Genomic DNA, 16,969 nt, shown 5'->3' on the forward strand with positions numbered 1-16,969 from the left:
GCCCTTTGCTTGGTTCGCGCCCGGTCAGTCCTCCATCGCCTCCAGCTCGTCGATGAAGCCCGCGATCATGCTCAGGCCCTTGTCCCAGAAGGTCGGGTCGCTGGCGTCGAGCCCGAAGGGGGCGAGCAGCTCCTTGTGGTGCTTGGAGCCGCCGGCGGAGAGCATGTCGAAATACTTCTCCTGGAAGCCCGGCGTGCCCTCGGCATAGACGGCGTAGAGCGCGTTCACCAGCCCGTCGCCGAAGGCATAGGCATAGACGTAGAAGGGCGAGTGGACGAAATGCGGGATATAGGCCCAGAAGGTCTCGTAGCCCTCCATGAAGTCGAAGGCATCGCCCAGGCTTTCGGCCTGGATGCTCATCCAGAGCGCGTTGATGTCGTCCGGCGTCAGCTCGCCCTCGGCGCGGGCGGCATGCAGCTTGCATTCGAAATCGTAGAAGGCGATCTGGCGCACGACCGTGTTGATCATGTCCTCGACCTTGCCGGCGAGCAGGGTCTTGCGCTCGGCCTTGGTCTGGGCCGCGTCGAGCAGGCGGCGGAAGGTCAGCATCTCGCCGAAGACGCTCGCCGTCTCGGCCAGGGTGAGCGGGGTGGAGCTGAGCAGTTCCCCCTGACCGGCGGCCAGCACCTGATGCACGCCATGACCGAGCTCATGCGCCAAGGTCATCACGTCGCGCGGTTTGCCGAGGTAGTTGAGCATGACGTAAGGATGCACGGTCGAGACGGTCGGATGGGCGAAGGCGCCCGGGGCCTTGCCCGGCTTCACCCCGGCGTCGATCCAGCCCTTGTCGAAGAAGGGCTGGGCGATCTCGGCCATCTTCGGCGCGAAGGCGGCATAGGCGCCCATCACGGTGTCCCGGGCCTCGTCCCAGCCGACGACCTTGGGCGCGTCGAGCGGCAGCGGCGCGTTGCGGTCCCAGACCTGCAGGCGGTCGAGCCCCATCCATTTCGCCTTCAGCCGGTAGTAGCGGTGCGAGAGCTTGGGATAGGCCGCGACCACGGCGTTGCGCAGCGCCTCGACCACCTCGGGCTCGACATGGTTCGCGAGGTGCCGCCCGGTCTGCGGGGTCGGCATCTTGCGCCAGCGGTCGTGCACCTCCTTCTCCTTGGCCAGCGTGTTGTGCACCCGGGAGAAGAGCTTGATGTGCTTGTCGAAGACCGCCGCCAGCGCCCGCGCCGCCGCCTCGCGCTTGGCGCGGTCGGGGTCGGTCAAAAGGTTCAGCGTCGCCTCGAGGTTCAGCGGCTCCTCCTCGCCAGGCAGCTCGAAGGTGAGCCCCGCCATGGTCTCGTCGAAGAGCCGGTTCCAGGCCGCGGCGCCGACGACCGACTGGTCGTGCAGGAATTTCTCCAGCTCGTCCGACAGCTGATAGGGCCGCATCGCCCGCATCCGGTCGAAGACCGGCTTGTAGCGGGCGAGATCGGCATTGGCCGCCAGCAGCCCGTCGAGATGGCTTTCCTCCAGCCGGTTGAATTCGAGGCTGAAGAAGACGAGCGGCGTGGTGAAATCGGTCACCTTGTCCTGCTTGTCGGCCATGAACTTGGCGCGCTCGCTGTCCATGGTGTTCTGGTAGTAGCGCAGCCCCGCGTAGGACATCAGCCGCCCGGCGACGATGTCGATCTCCTCGTAGCGCAGGATGCAGGCCAGCAGAGCCTCCGCGTCGAGCGTCGCCAGCTTGCCCTCGTAATCGGCGGCGAAATCGGCGCAGGCTGTCTTCAGCCACCCCATGTCGCGCGCCACTTCCGGCGCGTCGGGGGCCGCGTAGAGGTCGGAGAGATCCCATTCTGGCAGGGAGCCGAACCCGCCGCTCGTGGCGTTGGCGTCGAAGACCGGGCGGGGAAGCGGCAGGGTCATGGGAAATCCTTTCGTGGTTTCACCTGATGTAGGCCGTGGCGGGGCGTGACTTCAACCCAGGCCCCTTCATCTTGGTCTAAATATCCCGGGGGTGCGGGGGCTGGCCCCCGCTCGCGGCCAGAAGCGCGCGCAGGTTGTCGATCGTGTCGATCTCGGCCACCGGCTTGTCCTGCCGCCAGCGCAGCATGCGCGGGAAGCGCAGGGCGATGCCGGACTTGTGGCGCGGGCTGGCTTGAATGCCCTCGAAGGCCAGCTCGAACACCAGTTCCGGCGGCACGCGGCGCACCGGGCCGAAGCGTTCCAGCGTGTGCTTCTTCACCCAGTCGGTGATCTTGCGGAATTCGGCGTCGGTGAGCCCGGAATAGGCCTTGGTGAAGGGCACCAGCTGGTCGCCGTCCCAGACGCCGAAGGTGAAGTCGGTAAAGAGCGTGGCGCGGCGACCGGAGCCGGATTGCGCGTAGAGCATCACCGCATCGACCGTGTAGGGATCGAGCTTCCATTTCCACCAGTCGCCGCGCTTGCGCCCGACGTGATAGGAGGAGGACAGGCGTTTCAGCATCAGCCCTTCGGAGTTCCGCTCGCGCGCGGTCAGGCGCTGCTCGGCCAGCGCCTCCCAACTGTCGAAGCTCAGGGCGGGCGAGGCGGAGAGCGGCAGGCCGGGAGGCAGGGCCGCGATGATCGCCTCGAGCCTTGCGCGGCGATGGGTGAGGGGGGCGCTGCGCAGGTCTTCGCCCGCGTCTTCCAGCAGGTCATAGGCCAGCAGATGCGCCGGGGCCTCGGTCAGCAGCTTCTTCGGCACCACCAGCCGCCCGATGCGCTTTTGCAGCGCGGCGAAGGGCAGGGGCGTGTCCTGCCCCCAGGCCAGCACCTCGGCGTCGATCACCGTGCCCTGCGGCAGGAAATCGGCCAGCGGCGCCAGTTCGGGGAAGCGGTCGGTGATCAGTTCCTCGCCGCGCGACCAGAGGGCGAAGGCCGAGGGTCTGTTGATCAGCTGGCCGCGGATGCCGTCCCATTTCCACTCCGCGAGCCAGTCCGCGGGGGCGCCCAGCGTTTCGGCCTCGGCCTCCAGCGGCGAGGCGAGGGCGAAGGGGTAGGGTTTCGACGCATCCGCCGCGGGGTCGTTCTCGCCGATCAGCGCGGCATAGGTGGTGGAGGTCGGCTTCCAGTCGCCCATCAACCGATGCGCCAGCGTGGTTTCCTCGATCCCCGTGGCGCGGGCGAGGGCGCGGGTCATCAGGCCCTGGCTCACCCCCATGCGGAAGCCGCCGGTGATGAGCTTGTTGAAGAGGAAGCGTTCCTCGGTGGTCAGCTGGTCCCAGGCGGCGAAGATGGCGGCCTTGCGCGCCTCAGCGGGCTGGCCAGTCAGCGCCATCAGTTCCTTGATCCATGTGGCGAGGCTGCGGTCGCTCTCGTGCTGCGGCGGCGGCAGGATCAGGGTGATGGTTTCCGACAGGTCGCCGACCACCGGATAGGCCTCTTCGAACAGCCAGAGCGGCAGGCCCGCCGCCTCGGAGGCCCATTCGCGCAGCTCGGTGGAATTCACCGCGCGCTTGGGGCGGCGGCCCGAGAGCAGCGCGATGGTCCAGAGCCGGTCCTCCTCGGGGGCGGTGGTGAAATACTCGGTCAGCGCCGCGACCTTGGCGGTGGTCTTGGTGGTCCGGTCGAGGGCCTCGAACAGGGTGGCGAAGCGTTTCATTCGACGAGCGGCTCCGGCTCGGCGGCTTCCTCGCCCTCGTATTCGGTCTCGACGATGCCCGCGTCATAGCCCTGGCTTTCCAGCCAGCGGCGGAAGACCGAGGTGTAGCCATGGGTGACGAAGACCCGCTCGGCCCCGGTGGCGCGGATCGCCTCGTTCAGCCCGTCCCAGTCGGCGTGGTCGGACATGACGAAGCCGCGGGCGAGGCCGCGGCGTCGGCGCACCCCGCGCAGTGCCATCCAGCCGGAGGCGAAGGCCTCGGCGGCGGGGCCGAAGCGGTTGGCCCAGGGGGTGCCGAGGGCCGAGGGCGGTGCGATGACGAGCGCGCCGGGATGGGCCTTGGCGTCGAAGCTCGGGGTAACATGGGTGGTAGGCGGCAGGACGATGCCCTGGTTGCGCATCACGACGGTGGTGGCTTCGACCGCGCCATGGGTCAGGATCGGACCGATGGACGGGTCGACCGCCGCCATGATGCGCTGCGCCTTGCCCAGAGAATAGGCGCCGATCACCGAGGCCCGGCCCTCGGCGGCATTCGCGGCCCACCACTGGTTCAGGTCGGCGGCGATCTGGGCCTGCGGGGTCCAGCGGAACACCGGCAGGCCGAAGGTGCATTCGCTGATGAAGGCGTGGCAGGCGACCGGCTCGAAGGGTTCGGAAAGCCCGTCCTCCGCCACCTTGTAATCGCCCGAGACCACCCAGACCTCGCCTGCCTCTTCCACCCGGATCTGCGCCGAGCCCGGCACATGGCCCGCCGGATGGAACGAGACGGTGACGCCGCCGATCGCCCGCCGCTCGCCATAGGCGATGGTGCGCAGGTCGATCTCGCCCAGCCGGTGGCGGATCACCGGCGCGGCAGCCTCGGTCGAGAGGTAGCGGCGGTGGCCCCAGCGGGCATGGTCGGAATGGCCGTGGGTGATGAGCGCCCGATCCACCGGACGCCACGGGTCGATGTAGAAATCGCCTGCGGCACAATAGATGCCGCGGTCGGTGAAGGTCAGGACGGGAGAGCGGGTCATGAAACGAGAATAGTGCGCAGGGGGCTGCCTGCCACTCGCGACTTCTGCATAAATTTCGGGCGGCGCTGAAACATATGATGCACAAAGTCACATTGCGCCCTTCCCCCGTCGAAAGGCGGCTGATTAACTGGCCGGAAGCTCCGGCAAGGGGCACGGGGGTGAAAGGCGTAACGTGACGACGTATTTCAATGAAATGTATGACTCCGGCAAGGTCCGCCTGCCCTATGCGCGGCTCGAGGACTGGACCCGCTCGATGCCCGCGGAATTGCGCGAAATGAAACAGGCCGAGGCCGAGGCGCTGTTCCGCCGCATCGGCATCACCTTCGCCGTCTATGGCGAGGGCGGCGACCCGGACCGGCTGATCCCCTTCGACATGTTCCCCCGCGTCTTCACCTCGGGCGAATGGGCGCGGCTGGAGCGTGGGATCAAGCAGCGGGCGCGGGCGTTAAACGCCTTTCTGGTCGATGTCTATGGCCGGGGCGAGATCGTGCGGGCCGGGCGCATCCCGGGGCGGCTCGTCTATCGCAACGCGGCCTACGAGAAGGCGGTGGTGGGCTTCGTGCCGTCGAAGGGCGTCTACTCCCATGTCGTCGGCATCGATCTGGTGCGGACCGGGGCCGAAGAGTTCTTCGTGCTGGAGGACAACTGCCGCACCCCCTCCGGTGTCAGCTACATGCTGGAGAACCGCGAGATCATGATGCGGATGTTCCCCGACCTGTTCCGCGGCAACCGGATCGAGCCGGTGGACAGCTATCCCGAAAAGCTGCGCCGCACGCTGGCCTCGGTCGCACCGACCAAGTGCCAGAGCGATCCGACCATCGTCATCCTGACGCCGGGGCATTTCAACTCCGCCTATTACGAGCACAGCTTTCTTGCCGATCTGATGGGGGTGGAACTCGTCGAGGGGCAGGATCTGTTCGTCGAGGGCGAGTTCGTCTTCATGCGCACCACCGAGGGGCCGAAGCGGGTGGATGTGATCTATCGCCGGATCGATGATGCCTACATCGATCCCTTGTGCTTCCGCCCCGACTCCATGCTGGGCATCCCCGGGCTGATGGATGTCTACCGCTCCGGCGGGGTGTCGATCTGCTCGGCGCCGGGGGCAGGGGTGGCCGATGACAAGGCGGTCTACACCTATGTGCCGGAGATGATCCGCTTCTATCTGGGCGAGGAGCCGCTGTTGAAGAACGTGCCGACCTGGCAATGCAGCAAGGGCGACGACTGCAAATATGTGCTGGAGAACCTGCGCGAGCTGGTGGTGAAGGAAGTGCATGGCTCTGGCGGCTACGGCATGCTGGTCGGCCCGAAATCCACCAAGGCCGAGATCGAGGCCTACCGCGCGCGGATCGAGGCCGACCCCGGCAATTACATCGCCCAGCCGACGCTGGCGCTCTCGACCACGCCGACCTTCGTCGACGAGGGCATCGCGCCGCGCCATGTGGACCTCAGGCCCTATTGCCTCGTGGGCGAGCGGGTGGAGCTGGTGCCGGGCGGGCTGACCCGCGTGGCCCTGACCGAGGGCTCGCTGGTGGTGAACTCGTCGCAGGGCGGGGGCGTGAAAGATACCTGGGTGCTGGCGGAGTGATGCGATGCTGAGCCGGACCGCCGACAACCTCTACTGGATCGCCCGCTACATGGAACGGGCCGAGACCATGGCCCGCCTCCTGGAAGTGGGCTCGCGCATCTCGCTGCTGCCCACCGCGCATGGCTATCGCAACGAGTGGGACAGCCTGCTGCAGGCCTCGGGCACCGCCTTCGGCTTTCACCAGAAATATGCAGAAGCCGAGCAATGCGACATCGAGAGCTATCTGTTCTTCGATCTCGACAACCCGTCCTCCGTCGCCACCTGCATCAGCCGGGCGCGGGAGAATGCGCGGATCGTGCGGACGGCGCTGACGGCGCAGGTCTGGGACGCGCTGAACACCGCCTTCCAGGAGCTGCGCGCGCTGGAGAAGACGCCGCGGCACAAGCTGGAGCTGTCGCGGCTGACCGACTGGACGATGCGCCATGCCGCCATGGTGCGGGGGGCGATCGACGCTACCTTGCTGCGCAACGACGGCTGGGATTTCCTGAACCTCGGCTACTATCTCGAACGCTCGGACAACACCGCGCGGCTGATGGACGTGAAATATTACGTGCTGCTGCCGCGGGTGGAATTCGTGGGCTCGGGCCTCGACAACTACCAGTGGACCACGCTGCTGCGCGCCATGTCGGCGCATCGGGCGTTCCACTGGGCCTATGGTGGCGAGGTGACGGCGCGCAAGATCGCCGATTTCCTGATCCTCAACCGGCAATGCCCGCGCTCGCTCATCACCTGCGCCGAGGGGATTACCGGCCATCTGGCGCGGCTGGAGCGCAACTACGGCAAGAGCTCGCGCGCACAGCAGATGGCGCAGCAGCTGGAGGCGGGGCTGGCGGCGCTGAGCGTGGAAGAGATCATCGAAGAGGGCTTGCACGAGTTCCTCACCCGTTTCATCGGTGACATCGCCTCGCTGGGCGGCGTCGTGTTCGAGACCTATCTGAGCGGAGATGTGCGATGATCCTGACGGTCGATCATGTGACGCTCTATCGCTACGACCGCCCGGTGCGCGGGCTGGTGCAGAGCCATCGGCTGATGCCCTCGACCTGCACCGGGCAGCGCGTGGTGAACTGGACGGTGACGGTGACGGACGGGCTGGCGGGTGGCGCCTTCCGCGACGGGGCGGGTGACTGGATCCAGGGCTGGTCGGTGCCGGGGCCGGTGTCGGAGGTGGCGGTGACGGTGCGCGGCACGGTCGAGACCAAGGATCAGGCCGGCGTGCTGCGCGGCCACCGCGAGCTGACGCCGCCCGACTGCTATCTGCAGAGCACCCCCTTCACCCGCAGCGACCTGGCGCTGGCCGAGATCGCGGCGGCGGTGGCGGGAAGCGACGACAAGCTCGACGCGGCGCATCGGCTGGCGGCGCAGGTGGCCGAGGCCATCGCCTACACGCCGGGGGCGACGACGGCCACCACCACCGCCTCTGAAGCCCTGGCGCTGGGCAAGGGGGTCTGTCAGGACCACGCCCATGCGCTGATCGCCGTGGCGCGCGAGGCGGGGCTGCCGGCGCGCTATGTCTCGGGTTATCTGCTGGTCGAGGACGAGAACGAGGGGCAGGAGGCGGCCCATGCCTGGGCCGAGGTCTGGGTCGGCGGGCTGGGATGGGTCGGATTTGACCCAGCCAACCGTTGCTGCCCGGATGACCGCTATATCCGGTTGGGATCGGGCCTCGACGCACAGGATGCTGCGCCGATCCGGGGGACGGCGCGGGGCACGGGGTTCGAAAAACTGGACGTCACGGTTGCGGTTCAGGCCGTGCAGCAATAGGTTCGCGCCAAACCAAGCGATCGGAACGACTCAATGACCTACTGTGTGGGACTCCTTCTGAACGACGGCGCGGTTCTGCTGTCGGACACCCGCACCAATGCCGGGTTCGACAACATCGCGATCTACCGCAAGATGTTCGTCTTCGAGGTGCCGGGCGAGCGGGTCATCACCATCCTGACCGCGGGCAGCCTGTCGGTGACCCAGACCACGATCGCCCGGCTGCGCGACGCGATGAACGACCCCGAGTCGGATGAAGAGACCTCGATCATGAAGGCGCCGACCATGCTGAAGGCGGCGGAGATCATCGGCAACATGCTGGCCAAGGTCCGCGCCGATATCGACGACAAGCTGTCGGCGATGCGGCAGGGCGCCTCGGCCAGTCTGATCGTCGCCGGGCAGCGCAAGGGCGGCGAGATGCGGATGTTCCTCATCTATCCCGAGGGCAATTTCATCGAGGCGACCGAGGACACGCCCTTCCTGCAGATCGGCGAGCACAAATACGGCAAGCCGATCCTCGACCGCGTGGTGAAGATGGACACCCCCATGGCCGATGCGCAGAAGGCGGTGCTGCTGTCGATGGATTCGACGCTGCGCTCCAACCTGTCGGTGGGGATGCCTCTGGACATGGCGGTGATCGAGCGGGACGCCTGCCGGGTGACGCTGCGGCGGCGGATCGAGGCGGGCGACGAGGGTTTCCGCGCGATGAGCGAGGCCTGGTCGCAGGCGCTGCGCGACGGCTTCAGCCAGATCAAGATCTAGCGGTTCGCCTCGAAGAGCGCGGTGGCGCTGTCGAGAAAGCCGCGGCGGATCGCCGGGATCTCCATCAGGATCTCATGCTCGGCCCCCGGCACGATCTGCAGGCTGCCGCCGGGCCAGGAGGCCATGCGGGTGTGGATCGGGCCGACATCGACCACCCGCTCCGCCGAGCCGACGGCGCAGAAGGCGGGGACGGGCGGGGCGGCGCGGGCGGCCAGCTGGCGGCACTCGACCAGGGCCGCATGCAGCCAGCCGAGGCTGGGGCCGGCCAGCCCCAGCTCGGGCACGGCGGCGACCTGCGCCTTCATCCAGGCGAACATCTCGGGGTCGGTGGTCAGCACGTTGCCGGCGAAGGTCGCGTCGGTCATGTAGCTGGCGCGGGCGGTGCCGGGCGCGTAGCGGTGCGACTGCTGCAGGAGGCGCGAGATCAGCGAGAGCTGCATCGCCACGATCCGCGTCGCGGGCTTCAGCCGGAGCCCCCACATCGGCGCGCAGAAGGCCGCGGCCTTCACCCCGAGCCCGCGATGGAGCGCCCGGAGCCCGATGCAGCCGCCCATCGAATGCGCCATGAGATAGCGCGGGCCGGGCAGGCCCAGCTCGTCCACCAGCCGCTCCAGCGCCTGCAGGTCGAGCTGGTATTCGGCGAAATCGTCGACATGGCCGGTGAGCGGATCGGACAGTGTGCGGTCCGACAGGCCCTGGCCGCGCCAGTCGATCGTCGCCGTGGCATAGCCGCGTGCCGCCAGATCGGCGGCGGCACGGCCGTATTTCTCGACATATTCGGTGCGCCCGGGCAGGAGCAGCACCGTGCCGCGCCTGCCTTCGGGCCAGACCGCTGCCCGGAGCCGCAGGCCGTCGATGCTCCGCAGCCAGCGGGCAAAGCCGCCGGGCGGGCCTTCGGCCAGCGGATGCAGCGGGGCGTCGGTCAACTGAGTGCCGCGCCGACTTTCATCGCCATGGGAATCGAGCCGTCGACCGCGAGCTTGCCCGACATATAGGCCATGGTCGGGTTCATCTCGCCGTCGAGGATGGCGCGGAACACGTCGGCGGTGGCGGTCATCGTCACGTCGGCCTCGCCGTCGCCGGCCCGCACCCCGGTCTCGTCCATGAGGATCGACCCCTCGTCCTCGATGATGAACTTCGCCGTGCCGTCGAAGCTGCTGACCTTCTGGGAAAGCTGCGCGACGGCAGCCTCGATGACCTTGCTCATGTCGAGCCTCCTGCTGGTGCCTTTTTCGTGAGGCAAGGGATATGGCAATTTGCTGCGCTCACGTTACATTCGGACTATGAAAGCGCATCGGCTGTTTCACAATCGTATCGTTGCGGCAGCGCTGCCGATTTTTCTGCTCTGCGCCGGGCTTCCCAGCCATGCCGCGCCGCTGGACGATCTCTTTTCCCGGCTGAAGTCGGCGGATGCGCGCGAGGCAGGGCGAATCGAGCGCGAGATCTGGAACGAGTGGTCGAAATCGGGCTCGGCCTCGGCGGATCTGCTGCTGCAGCGCGGGCGCGACGCGATGGAGGCGGGCGACGGCAAGCTGGCGGTGGAGCATTTCACCGCGCTGATCGACCATGCCCCCGACTTTGCCGAAGGCTGGAACGCGCGGGCCACGGCGTATTTCTCGGTGGGGCAATATGGCCCGTCGATCAGTGACATCGGCCGGACGCTGACGCTGAACCCGCGCCATTTCGGCGCGATGGCGGGGCTCGGCGCGATGATGGAGGAGATGGGCCATCCCGAGAAGGCGCTGGAAGCCTATCGGGCGGCGCTTGCTATACATCCCCATCTCAACGGGGTAGAGGACGCTCTGAAGCGGCTGGAAGCCAAGGCGGCCGGGCAGGAACTGTAAGGCAGGCACTGATGCGCGCGACCGCGAGGGTCACGGCGGTCCTCGGGCCGACCAATACCGGCAAGACCCATTACGCCATCGAACGGATGCTCGGGCATCGCACGGGAGTCATCGGCTTTCCGCTGCGGCTGCTGGCGCGCGAGGTCTACGACAAGATCGTCGCCCTGCGCGGTCCCTCGGTGGTGGCGCTTGTCACCGGCGAGGAGCGCATCGTGCCGGACCGGACGCAATACTGGGTCTGCACCGTCGAGGCGATGCCGCAGGAGATCGGTGCGGATTTCGTGGCAGTGGACGAGATCCAGCTTTGCGGCGATCCCGAGCGCGGGCACGTCTTCACCGACCGGCTGCTGAGGGCGCGGGGGCTGGTGGAGACCATGTTCCTCGGGTCGGACGTGATGCGGGGAGCCATTGCCGCGCTTGTGCCGCACGTGACCTTCATGCGGCGCGAACGGTTCTCGACGCTGAGCTGGTCAGGTTCGAAAAAGATAAGCCGGATGCCGCCACGCAGCGCCATCGTCGGGTTTTCGGTTGATAATGTCTATGCCATCGCCGAACTGATCCGCCGCCAGAAGGGTGGCTGCGCCGTGGTCATGGGGGCCTTGAGCCCGCGGACGCGCAATGCGCAGGTGGCACTCTACCAGAACGGCGACGTGGATTATCTAGTGGCGACCGATGCCATCGGCATGGGGCTGAACCTCGACATCGACCATGTGGCCTTCTCGGCCACGTCGAAATTTGACGGGCGGCGGATGCGGCATCTGTTCCCGCACGAGCTGGGCCAGATCGCCGGGCGGGCCGGGCGGCACATGGACAACGGCACCTTCGGGGTGACCGGCGAGGCGCGACCACTCGACGACGGGGTGATCGACGCGATCGAGAACCACCGCTTCGCGCCGATCCAGAAGCTGCAATGGCGCAACGAGGCGCTGGAGTTCGGCAGCGTCGAGCGGCTGATCGCCAGTCTGGAAGAGCCGACCGCCAACGAGTGGTTGACCCGCTCGCGCGAGGCGGACGACCTTCAGGCGTTCAAGGTGCTCTCGGACCAGCCCGAGGTGCAGGACCGCCTGTCGGGGCCGCAGTCGATCCGGCTCCTGTGGGATGTCTGCCGCATCCCGGATTTCCGCGGCAAGTCGGGAGCCGAACATACCACGCTGCTGGCGCGGATCTTCGACTTCCTGCAGGCGGGCAAGGTGCCCAACGACTGGCTCGCCCGCACCATCGGTCGTATCGATCGCACCGATGGCGATATTGACGCGCTGTCGAAACGGCTGGCCTATATCCGGACGTGGACCTATGTGGCGCAGAGACGCGGCTGGGTCGAAGACGAAAGCCATTGGCGCGACGAAACGCGCGCTGTAGAAGACCGCCTGTCGGATGCGCTGCACGCGCAGCTGACTCAGAGATTTGTCGATCGGCGCACATCCGTGCTGATGCGCCGGTTGAAGCAAAAGGAGAGCCTTGTGGCCGAGGTGAATGACAAGGGTGAAGTGACGGTGGAAGGCGAATTCGTCGGCCGCCTCGAGGGGTTCCGCTTCCGACAGGATGCGTCCAATTCGCCCGACGAGGCGCGCACCCTGCGGCAGGCTGCCGTTCAGGCGCTGCGGCCGGAGTTCCACCTTCGGGCGGACAAGTTCTACAACTCGCCCGATACCGAGATGGATTTCACCGAGCAGGGGGGCCTGATGTGGGGCACTCAGGCGGTGGGCAAGCTCGTTGCCGGTGCAGAGGCGCTGCGTCCGCAGGTCGAGGCGTTCGTCGACGAGGATGCGGGCCCCGATGTGGCCGAGAAGGTCCGTCGCCGGCTGCAGCATTTCATCGACCGCAAGGTGGCTGCGCAGTTCGAGCAGTTGCTGGCGATGAGCCGCGACGAGGCGCTGACGGGCCTTGCCCGGGGCTTTGCCTTCCGGCTGGTCGAGGGGCTGGGTCTGCTGCCGCGCGAGGCGGTGAACGAGGACGTCAAGGCGCTGGATCAGGACGCCCGCTCGGCGCTGCGCAAGCATGGCGTGCGCTTCGGACAGTTCACCATCTTCCTGCCGCTGCTGCTGAAGCCCGCGCCGACCCGGCTGCGGCTGGTGCTGTGGTCGCTGGCCAACGGCCTGCAGGAGTTCCCCGAAAGCCCGCCTCCGGGCCTCGTGACCATCCCGAACCTGCCGGACGTGCCCAAGCAGCATTACACGCTGGCGGGCTATCATCCGGCGGGCGCCCGGGCGATCCGCATCGACATGCTGGAGCGTCTGGCTGACCTCCTGCGCGCCAAGGACAGCCGCGCGGGCTTCGAGGCGACGCCGGAGATGCTGTCGATCACCGGCATGACGCTGGAGCAGTTCTCGGGGCTGATGGCCGGGCTGGGCTACAAGGCCGAGCCGGGCGAGCGGCCGAAGGTGAAGCCGGAAGCGGCTGCGCCGGCAGCGGAGACCGCTCCGGAAGCCGCCGAACCGGCGGCGGAAGCCGAGGCCGTGCCGGAGGCCGTCGAGGCCACGGCTGACGCTTCCGACGTGGCGCCGGCCGAGGCGCCCGTGACCGAAGAGGCCCCGATCGAGTCGGCTGCCGATCCGGTCGCCGCCGAGCCCGAAGCTCCGGCTGCTCCGGTAGAGATGGAGTCGTTCTACACCTTCACCTGGGCCCCGCGTCCGCGTGGTGGCGAGGGCCGTGGCCCGCGTCGCGGCAACGATCGGGCCCCGCGCGAGGGGCAGGGGGCGCCACGGGGCGACCGTGGCCCGCGGCATGGTGACGCAGCCAAGCCCGCCCAGAGCACCGAAGCCGGGGCCGAGGCACCGCGCCCGCCGCGCGAGCCCCGGCAGGACCGGGGCGAGGGGTTCAAGGGCAAGCCGAAGGGCAAAGGCGGCAAGCCGCAGGAGCGCGGCGACCGGGGCGGCAAGGGCGGCGACCGCTCGAACCAGCCCAAGGTCTTCGAATCGCGCCCGGCGCGCAGCGAGAAGATCGACCCCGACAACCCCTTCGCCGTTCTCGCGGCGCTGCGGGACCGGACCTGACAGCGCGTGCGGCCCACCTCGCAGGAGGGGCCCGCACGGGCGACGATGCGGCTCGACAAATGGCTGGTGCAGGCCCGGTTCTTCAAGACCCGTGGCCTGGCCTGCGAGTTGTGCGAGGCCGGGCGGGTGCGGGTGAACGGACAGCGCACCTCCAAGCCCGCCTATGCGGTGGGGGCTGGCGACGTGCTGACCTTTCCGCAGGGCGGTCGCGTCCGTCTGATCCGCATCCTCGGGCTCGCCGTGCGGCGCGGACCTGCGACAGAGGCTGCGTCGCTTTATCTCGACCTTGATGCCCCCGAGGGCCCGGAAAGGGTCGCTTCGCCGCTTGATTGATCCCGGCGAGTGGATTAGCTAACGCCCGAAACCAAGAAAGACAGGTTCCTGCCATGACCTATGTGGTGACCGACAACTGCATCGCCTGCAAATACACCGACTGCGTCGAAGTCTGCCCGGTGGATTGCTTCTATGAGGGCGAGAACATGCTGGTCATCCACCCGGATGAGTGCATCGACTGCGGCGTCTGCGAGCCGGAATGCCCCGCCGATGCCATCCGCCCGGACACCGAGCCGGACATGGAGGACTGGGTCGAGTTCAACCGGAAATACTCCGAGATGTGGCCGGTGATCGTCACCAAGAAGGACCCGCTGCCCGAGGCCGCGGCGCTCGACGGTCAGCCCGGCAAGCGCGCCACGCATTTCTCGGAAGCCCCGGGCGAGGGCGGCTGATACCCGCCGGATGGGTGCGGCATTCTGACCTTTGTGGCCCAAGACAGGCCCGATTTCCGCATCTCGCGGGAATGTGCAAGGATTCCAACCAAATCTCCCTGCCGCCAGCCGTTGCGCCGCAGTTGGAATCACCTGCTTTTTGTGATATACAGTTGTCATAAACAAGCACGGACGCCTGACACCACTTCAGAGCTGCTCGCCTGAGGTGGAATTTCTACCGACATTTTTTCAGCAACATCGCCGGGGTTGCCGCCCCGGTCGGTGAAATGTCGTGGAAAAGGGACCGCATCGAGGAAGCGAACTGAATGACCAAGACCAAGAAGCCCGAGTTTCGTCCCAACGAATTCGTTGTCTACCCCGCGCATGGCGTGGGCAGGATCATCTCGATCGAGGAGCAGGAGATCGCCGGTCTCCACCTCGAGCTGTTCGTGATCTCCTTCGAGAAGGACAAGATGACGCTGCGGGTGCCGACCCACAAGGCGACCGAGATCGGCATGCGCTCGCTGTCATCGCCCGACGTGGTGACCAAGGCGCTCGACACGCTGAAGGGCAAGGCGCGGGTGAAGCGGGCGATGTGGTCGCGCCGTGCGCAGGAATACGAGCAGAAGATCAACTCGGGCGATCTGATGTCGATCGCCGAAGTGGTGCGCGACCTGCACCGCACCGACGACCAGCGCGAACAGTCCTATTCGGAGCGTCAGCTCTATGAAGCCGCGCTGGAGCGCCTGACCCGCGAAGTCGCCGCCGTCTCGGGCGTGGACGAGGCCGGGGCGCAGAAGACGGTCGACGCCGTTCTGGTCGGCCGCGCCGCCTGATCCGTCAGCGAAGCAGAGATCGAGCCGCAGCCCGCAACGGCTGCGGCTTCGTCATGTCAGGGCCGCCGCTGCCACAGCGAGCGTCGCCACCTCGGCCAGCTGCTGCGAGGCGCCGAGGATGTCGCCGGTCTGCCCGCCGATCTTGACCTGCGCGAGCCGCGCCAGGGCGAGGCAGAGGAGTGCTGCGAGGGCGATCATGCCGAAGGCCGCGCTTCCCATCAGGAGAAGCGCGAGCCCCATTCCCAGTGCCGTCGCGAGGGCCGCCGTGCCCGGCTCCGGCACGCCGACCGCCTTGGAGAGCCCGCCGCCCCGGGCATTGGGCATCGCCACCATCATCAGCACCAGAGGCACCCGCGACAGCGCCCCCGCCGCCAGAAGCGCCGCCCAGCCGCCTGCCGCGAGCAGCGCCGTCAGCGCCGACCAGCGGGCAAGCCCCAAGACGAGCAGCGCCATGACGCCATAACTGCCGATGCTGCTGTCCTTCATGATCTCGAGCCGCCGCGCCTTGTCCCAGCCGCCCCAGAGCCCGTCGGCGGTGTCGGCGAGCCCGTCCTCGTGCATCGCCCCGGTGGCCATCGCCTGCGCCCCGAGCGCCGCCGCTGCCGCGACACCGTTCGGCAGGCCGAGCCAGAGCGCGGCGGCCCCCGCCAGCACGCCGACGGCGCCGATGACCACGCCGACCAGCGGGAAGGCCCAAGCGGCCTCGGCCCCGCGCGGGGTCAGGCCGGTCTGCGGGAAGGGCAGGCGGGTCAGCAGCCCGAGGGCCGACCTCAGATCCGTGAGCGCCTGCGACAGCCTGTCTCTCAACCTCATGACGCACCTTTCCGCGCTGGCCCTTCACCGGCTTTGTGGTTACCCAAGCCGCAACGCAGGAGCAACGAAGGAACGCAGATGCAAGCCCCGTTCACCACCCTCACCGGATTTCGCGCCGTGCTGCAGACCCTGCCCGACGCCGATGCGGCAGCCCGCAGCGCGGCGGAGGAGCGCAACGGCCAGCTGACCAAGCCCGCGGGCTCGCTCGGCCGGCTGGAGGAGCTGGCGGTCTGGTATGCGGGCTGGCGCGGCGAGGGGCGGCCCCGGCTGGAGCGCCCGCAGGTGGTGATCTTCGCCGGCAACCATGGCGTCGCGGCGCGCGGCGTCTCGGCCTTTCCGCCCGAGGTGACGGCGCAGATGGTCGGCAATTTCGAGGCGGGCGGTGCCGCGATCAACCAGCTCTGCAAGACCTTCGGCGCGAAGATGTCGGTGGTGCCGCTGCATCTCGACGTGCCGACCGAGGACTTTACCCAAGGCCCGGCAATGACCGAGGAGCAGATGGTGGCGGCGCTGACCGCGGGCTGGCAGGCGGTGGACCCGACGGCGGATCTCTTCATCACCGGCGAGATGGGCATCGGCAACACGACCCCCGCCGCTGCTGTGGCCTGCGGCCTCTATGGCGGCACGGCGGCGGAGTGGACGGGGCGCGGCTCGGGCGTCGATGACGGCGGGCTGGCGCTGAAGACCCGGGTGGTGGAGCAGGGGCTCGCACGCCATGCCGAAGCGCTCTCCGACCCGCTGGAGGTGCTGCGCTGCCTCGGCGGGCGGGAGCTGGCCGCGATGGCGGGCTCGATCGCGCGGGCGCGGCTGGCGCGGATTCCGGTGATCCTCGACGGTTTCATCTGCACGGTCTCGGCGGCCGTGCTGGAATGCGTGTCTGCGGGCGCGCTCGACCATGCGGTGGCGGGCCATGTCAGCCGCGAGGGGGCGCATCGGGTGCTGCTGGGCAAGCTCGGCAAGGAGCCGCTGCTCGACCTCGGGCTGCGGCTGGGCGAGGCGAGCGGGGCGGTGCTGGCGCTGAGCGTGCTGAAGGCCGCGGTGGAGTGCCATTCCGGCATGGCGACCTTCGCCGAGGCCGGGGTGTCGGGCGGCTGACCGCCCGGTTCCAGCC

Annotated in this window: 16 protein-coding genes; 10 read left to right on the forward strand and 6 right to left on the reverse strand. The window is 68.1% G+C overall.

Annotated elements, in window-relative coordinates; genetic code table 11:
• Positions 1 to 24: 24 nt before the first annotated feature.
• The 3 genes from AC3A5Z_RS04850 to AC3A5Z_RS04860 form a co-directional block, all read right to left on the reverse strand.
• Positions 25 to 1,851, reverse strand: a complete 1,827-nt coding sequence (locus tag AC3A5Z_RS04850; RefSeq protein WP_487518240.1) for a M3 family oligoendopeptidase — start codon at positions 1,849 to 1,851, stop codon at positions 25 to 27.
• Positions 1,852 to 1,927: 76 nt separating this feature from the next.
• Complete coding sequence (locus tag AC3A5Z_RS04855) at positions 1,928 to 3,547, reverse strand: ATP-dependent DNA ligase (RefSeq protein WP_487518241.1); 1,620 nt, start codon at positions 3,545 to 3,547, stop codon at positions 1,928 to 1,930.
• Positions 3,544 to 4,563: a ligase-associated DNA damage response exonuclease gene (locus AC3A5Z_RS04860; protein WP_487518242.1), complete on the reverse strand. Its 1,020-nt coding sequence runs from the start codon at positions 4,561 to 4,563 to the stop codon at positions 3,544 to 3,546. Before AC3A5Z_RS04860 ends, AC3A5Z_RS04855 begins: the two co-directional genes overlap by 4 nt.
• Before the next feature lie 193 nt (positions 4,564 to 4,756).
• Between AC3A5Z_RS04860 and AC3A5Z_RS04865 the strand changes: the two genes are divergently transcribed.
• The 4 genes from AC3A5Z_RS04865 to AC3A5Z_RS04880 are packed head-to-tail and all read left to right on the forward strand — an operon-like array spanning position 4,757 to position 8,668.
• Positions 4,757 to 6,148 (forward strand): circularly permuted type 2 ATP-grasp protein, encoded by a 1,392-nt coding sequence (locus tag AC3A5Z_RS04865; RefSeq protein WP_487518633.1) that lies wholly within the window; start codon positions 4,757 to 4,759, stop codon positions 6,146 to 6,148.
• Positions 6,149 to 6,152: 4 nt separating this feature from the next.
• On the forward strand, positions 6,153 to 7,103 hold the full coding sequence (locus AC3A5Z_RS04870) for an alpha-E domain-containing protein (protein ID WP_487518243.1): 951 nt from the start codon (positions 6,153 to 6,155) through the stop codon (positions 7,101 to 7,103).
• Entirely contained in the window at positions 7,100 to 7,909 is an 810-nt protein-coding gene (locus AC3A5Z_RS04875; protein ID WP_487518244.1) for a transglutaminase family protein, read from the forward strand. Before AC3A5Z_RS04870 ends, AC3A5Z_RS04875 begins: the two co-directional genes overlap by 4 nt.
• Before the next feature lie 33 nt (positions 7,910 to 7,942).
• Positions 7,943 to 8,668 (forward strand): proteasome-type protease, encoded by a 726-nt coding sequence (locus tag AC3A5Z_RS04880; RefSeq protein ID WP_487518245.1) that lies wholly within the window; start codon positions 7,943 to 7,945, stop codon positions 8,666 to 8,668.
• On the opposite strand, the gene AC3A5Z_RS04885 is transcribed toward AC3A5Z_RS04880, so the two are convergent.
• Together AC3A5Z_RS04885 and AC3A5Z_RS04890 are read right to left on the reverse strand one after the other, a co-directional pair.
• Positions 8,665 to 9,594, reverse strand: coding sequence for an alpha/beta fold hydrolase (locus AC3A5Z_RS04885; RefSeq protein ID WP_487518246.1), 930 nt, complete (start codon positions 9,592 to 9,594; stop codon positions 8,665 to 8,667). The two genes, AC3A5Z_RS04880 and AC3A5Z_RS04885, sit on opposite strands and share 4 nt — an antisense overlap.
• Positions 9,591 to 9,875 (reverse strand): SCP2 sterol-binding domain-containing protein, encoded by a 285-nt coding sequence (locus AC3A5Z_RS04890; protein WP_487518247.1) that lies wholly within the window; start codon positions 9,873 to 9,875, stop codon positions 9,591 to 9,593. Before AC3A5Z_RS04890 ends, AC3A5Z_RS04885 begins: the two co-directional genes overlap by 4 nt.
• 76 nt (positions 9,876 to 9,951) lie before the next feature.
• On the opposite strand from AC3A5Z_RS04890, the gene AC3A5Z_RS04895 reads away from it, so the two are divergent.
• The 5 genes from AC3A5Z_RS04895 to AC3A5Z_RS04915 all read left to right on the forward strand — a co-directional run bounded on the left by AC3A5Z_RS04895 (position 9,952) and on the right by AC3A5Z_RS04915 (position 15,045).
• Complete coding sequence (locus tag AC3A5Z_RS04895) at positions 9,952 to 10,512, forward strand: tetratricopeptide repeat protein (protein WP_487518248.1); 561 nt, start codon at positions 9,952 to 9,954, stop codon at positions 10,510 to 10,512.
• Between the two features lie 11 nt (positions 10,513 to 10,523).
• Positions 10,524 to 13,505, forward strand: a complete 2,982-nt coding sequence (locus AC3A5Z_RS04900; protein ID WP_487518249.1) for a helicase-related protein — start codon at positions 10,524 to 10,526, stop codon at positions 13,503 to 13,505.
• A 45-nt stretch (positions 13,506 to 13,550) separates the two neighbouring features.
• Positions 13,551 to 13,838 carry an RNA-binding S4 domain-containing protein gene (locus tag AC3A5Z_RS04905; RefSeq protein WP_487518634.1) on the forward strand — a complete coding sequence of 96 codons (288 nt, stop codon included), beginning with the start codon at positions 13,551 to 13,553 and terminating at the stop codon, positions 13,836 to 13,838.
• A gap of 53 nt (positions 13,839 to 13,891) precedes the next feature.
• A complete protein-coding gene (gene fdxA / locus AC3A5Z_RS04910; protein ID WP_107663196.1) occupies positions 13,892 to 14,230 on the forward strand; it encodes a ferredoxin FdxA in 339 nt (112 codons plus the stop codon).
• A 305-nt stretch (positions 14,231 to 14,535) separates the two neighbouring features.
• A complete protein-coding gene (locus AC3A5Z_RS04915; RefSeq protein ID WP_107663195.1) occupies positions 14,536 to 15,045 on the forward strand; it encodes a CarD family transcriptional regulator in 510 nt (169 codons plus the stop codon).
• Positions 15,046 to 15,096: 51 nt separating this feature from the next.
• On the opposite strand, the gene cobS is transcribed toward AC3A5Z_RS04915, so the two are convergent.
• On the reverse strand, positions 15,097 to 15,852 hold the full coding sequence (cobS, locus tag AC3A5Z_RS04920) for an adenosylcobinamide-GDP ribazoletransferase (protein ID WP_487518635.1): 756 nt from the start codon (positions 15,850 to 15,852) through the stop codon (positions 15,097 to 15,099).
• An 84-nt stretch (positions 15,853 to 15,936) separates the two neighbouring features.
• Here cobS and cobT point away from each other — a divergent pair, with 84 nt between their 5' ends.
• Positions 15,937 to 16,953: a nicotinate-nucleotide--dimethylbenzimidazole phosphoribosyltransferase gene (gene cobT / locus AC3A5Z_RS04925; protein WP_487518250.1), complete on the forward strand. Its 1,017-nt coding sequence runs from the start codon at positions 15,937 to 15,939 to the stop codon at positions 16,951 to 16,953.
• Positions 16,954 to 16,969: the final 16 nt, after the last annotated feature.

This window comes from Cereibacter sp. Soil_C_27, assembly GCF_057657095.1.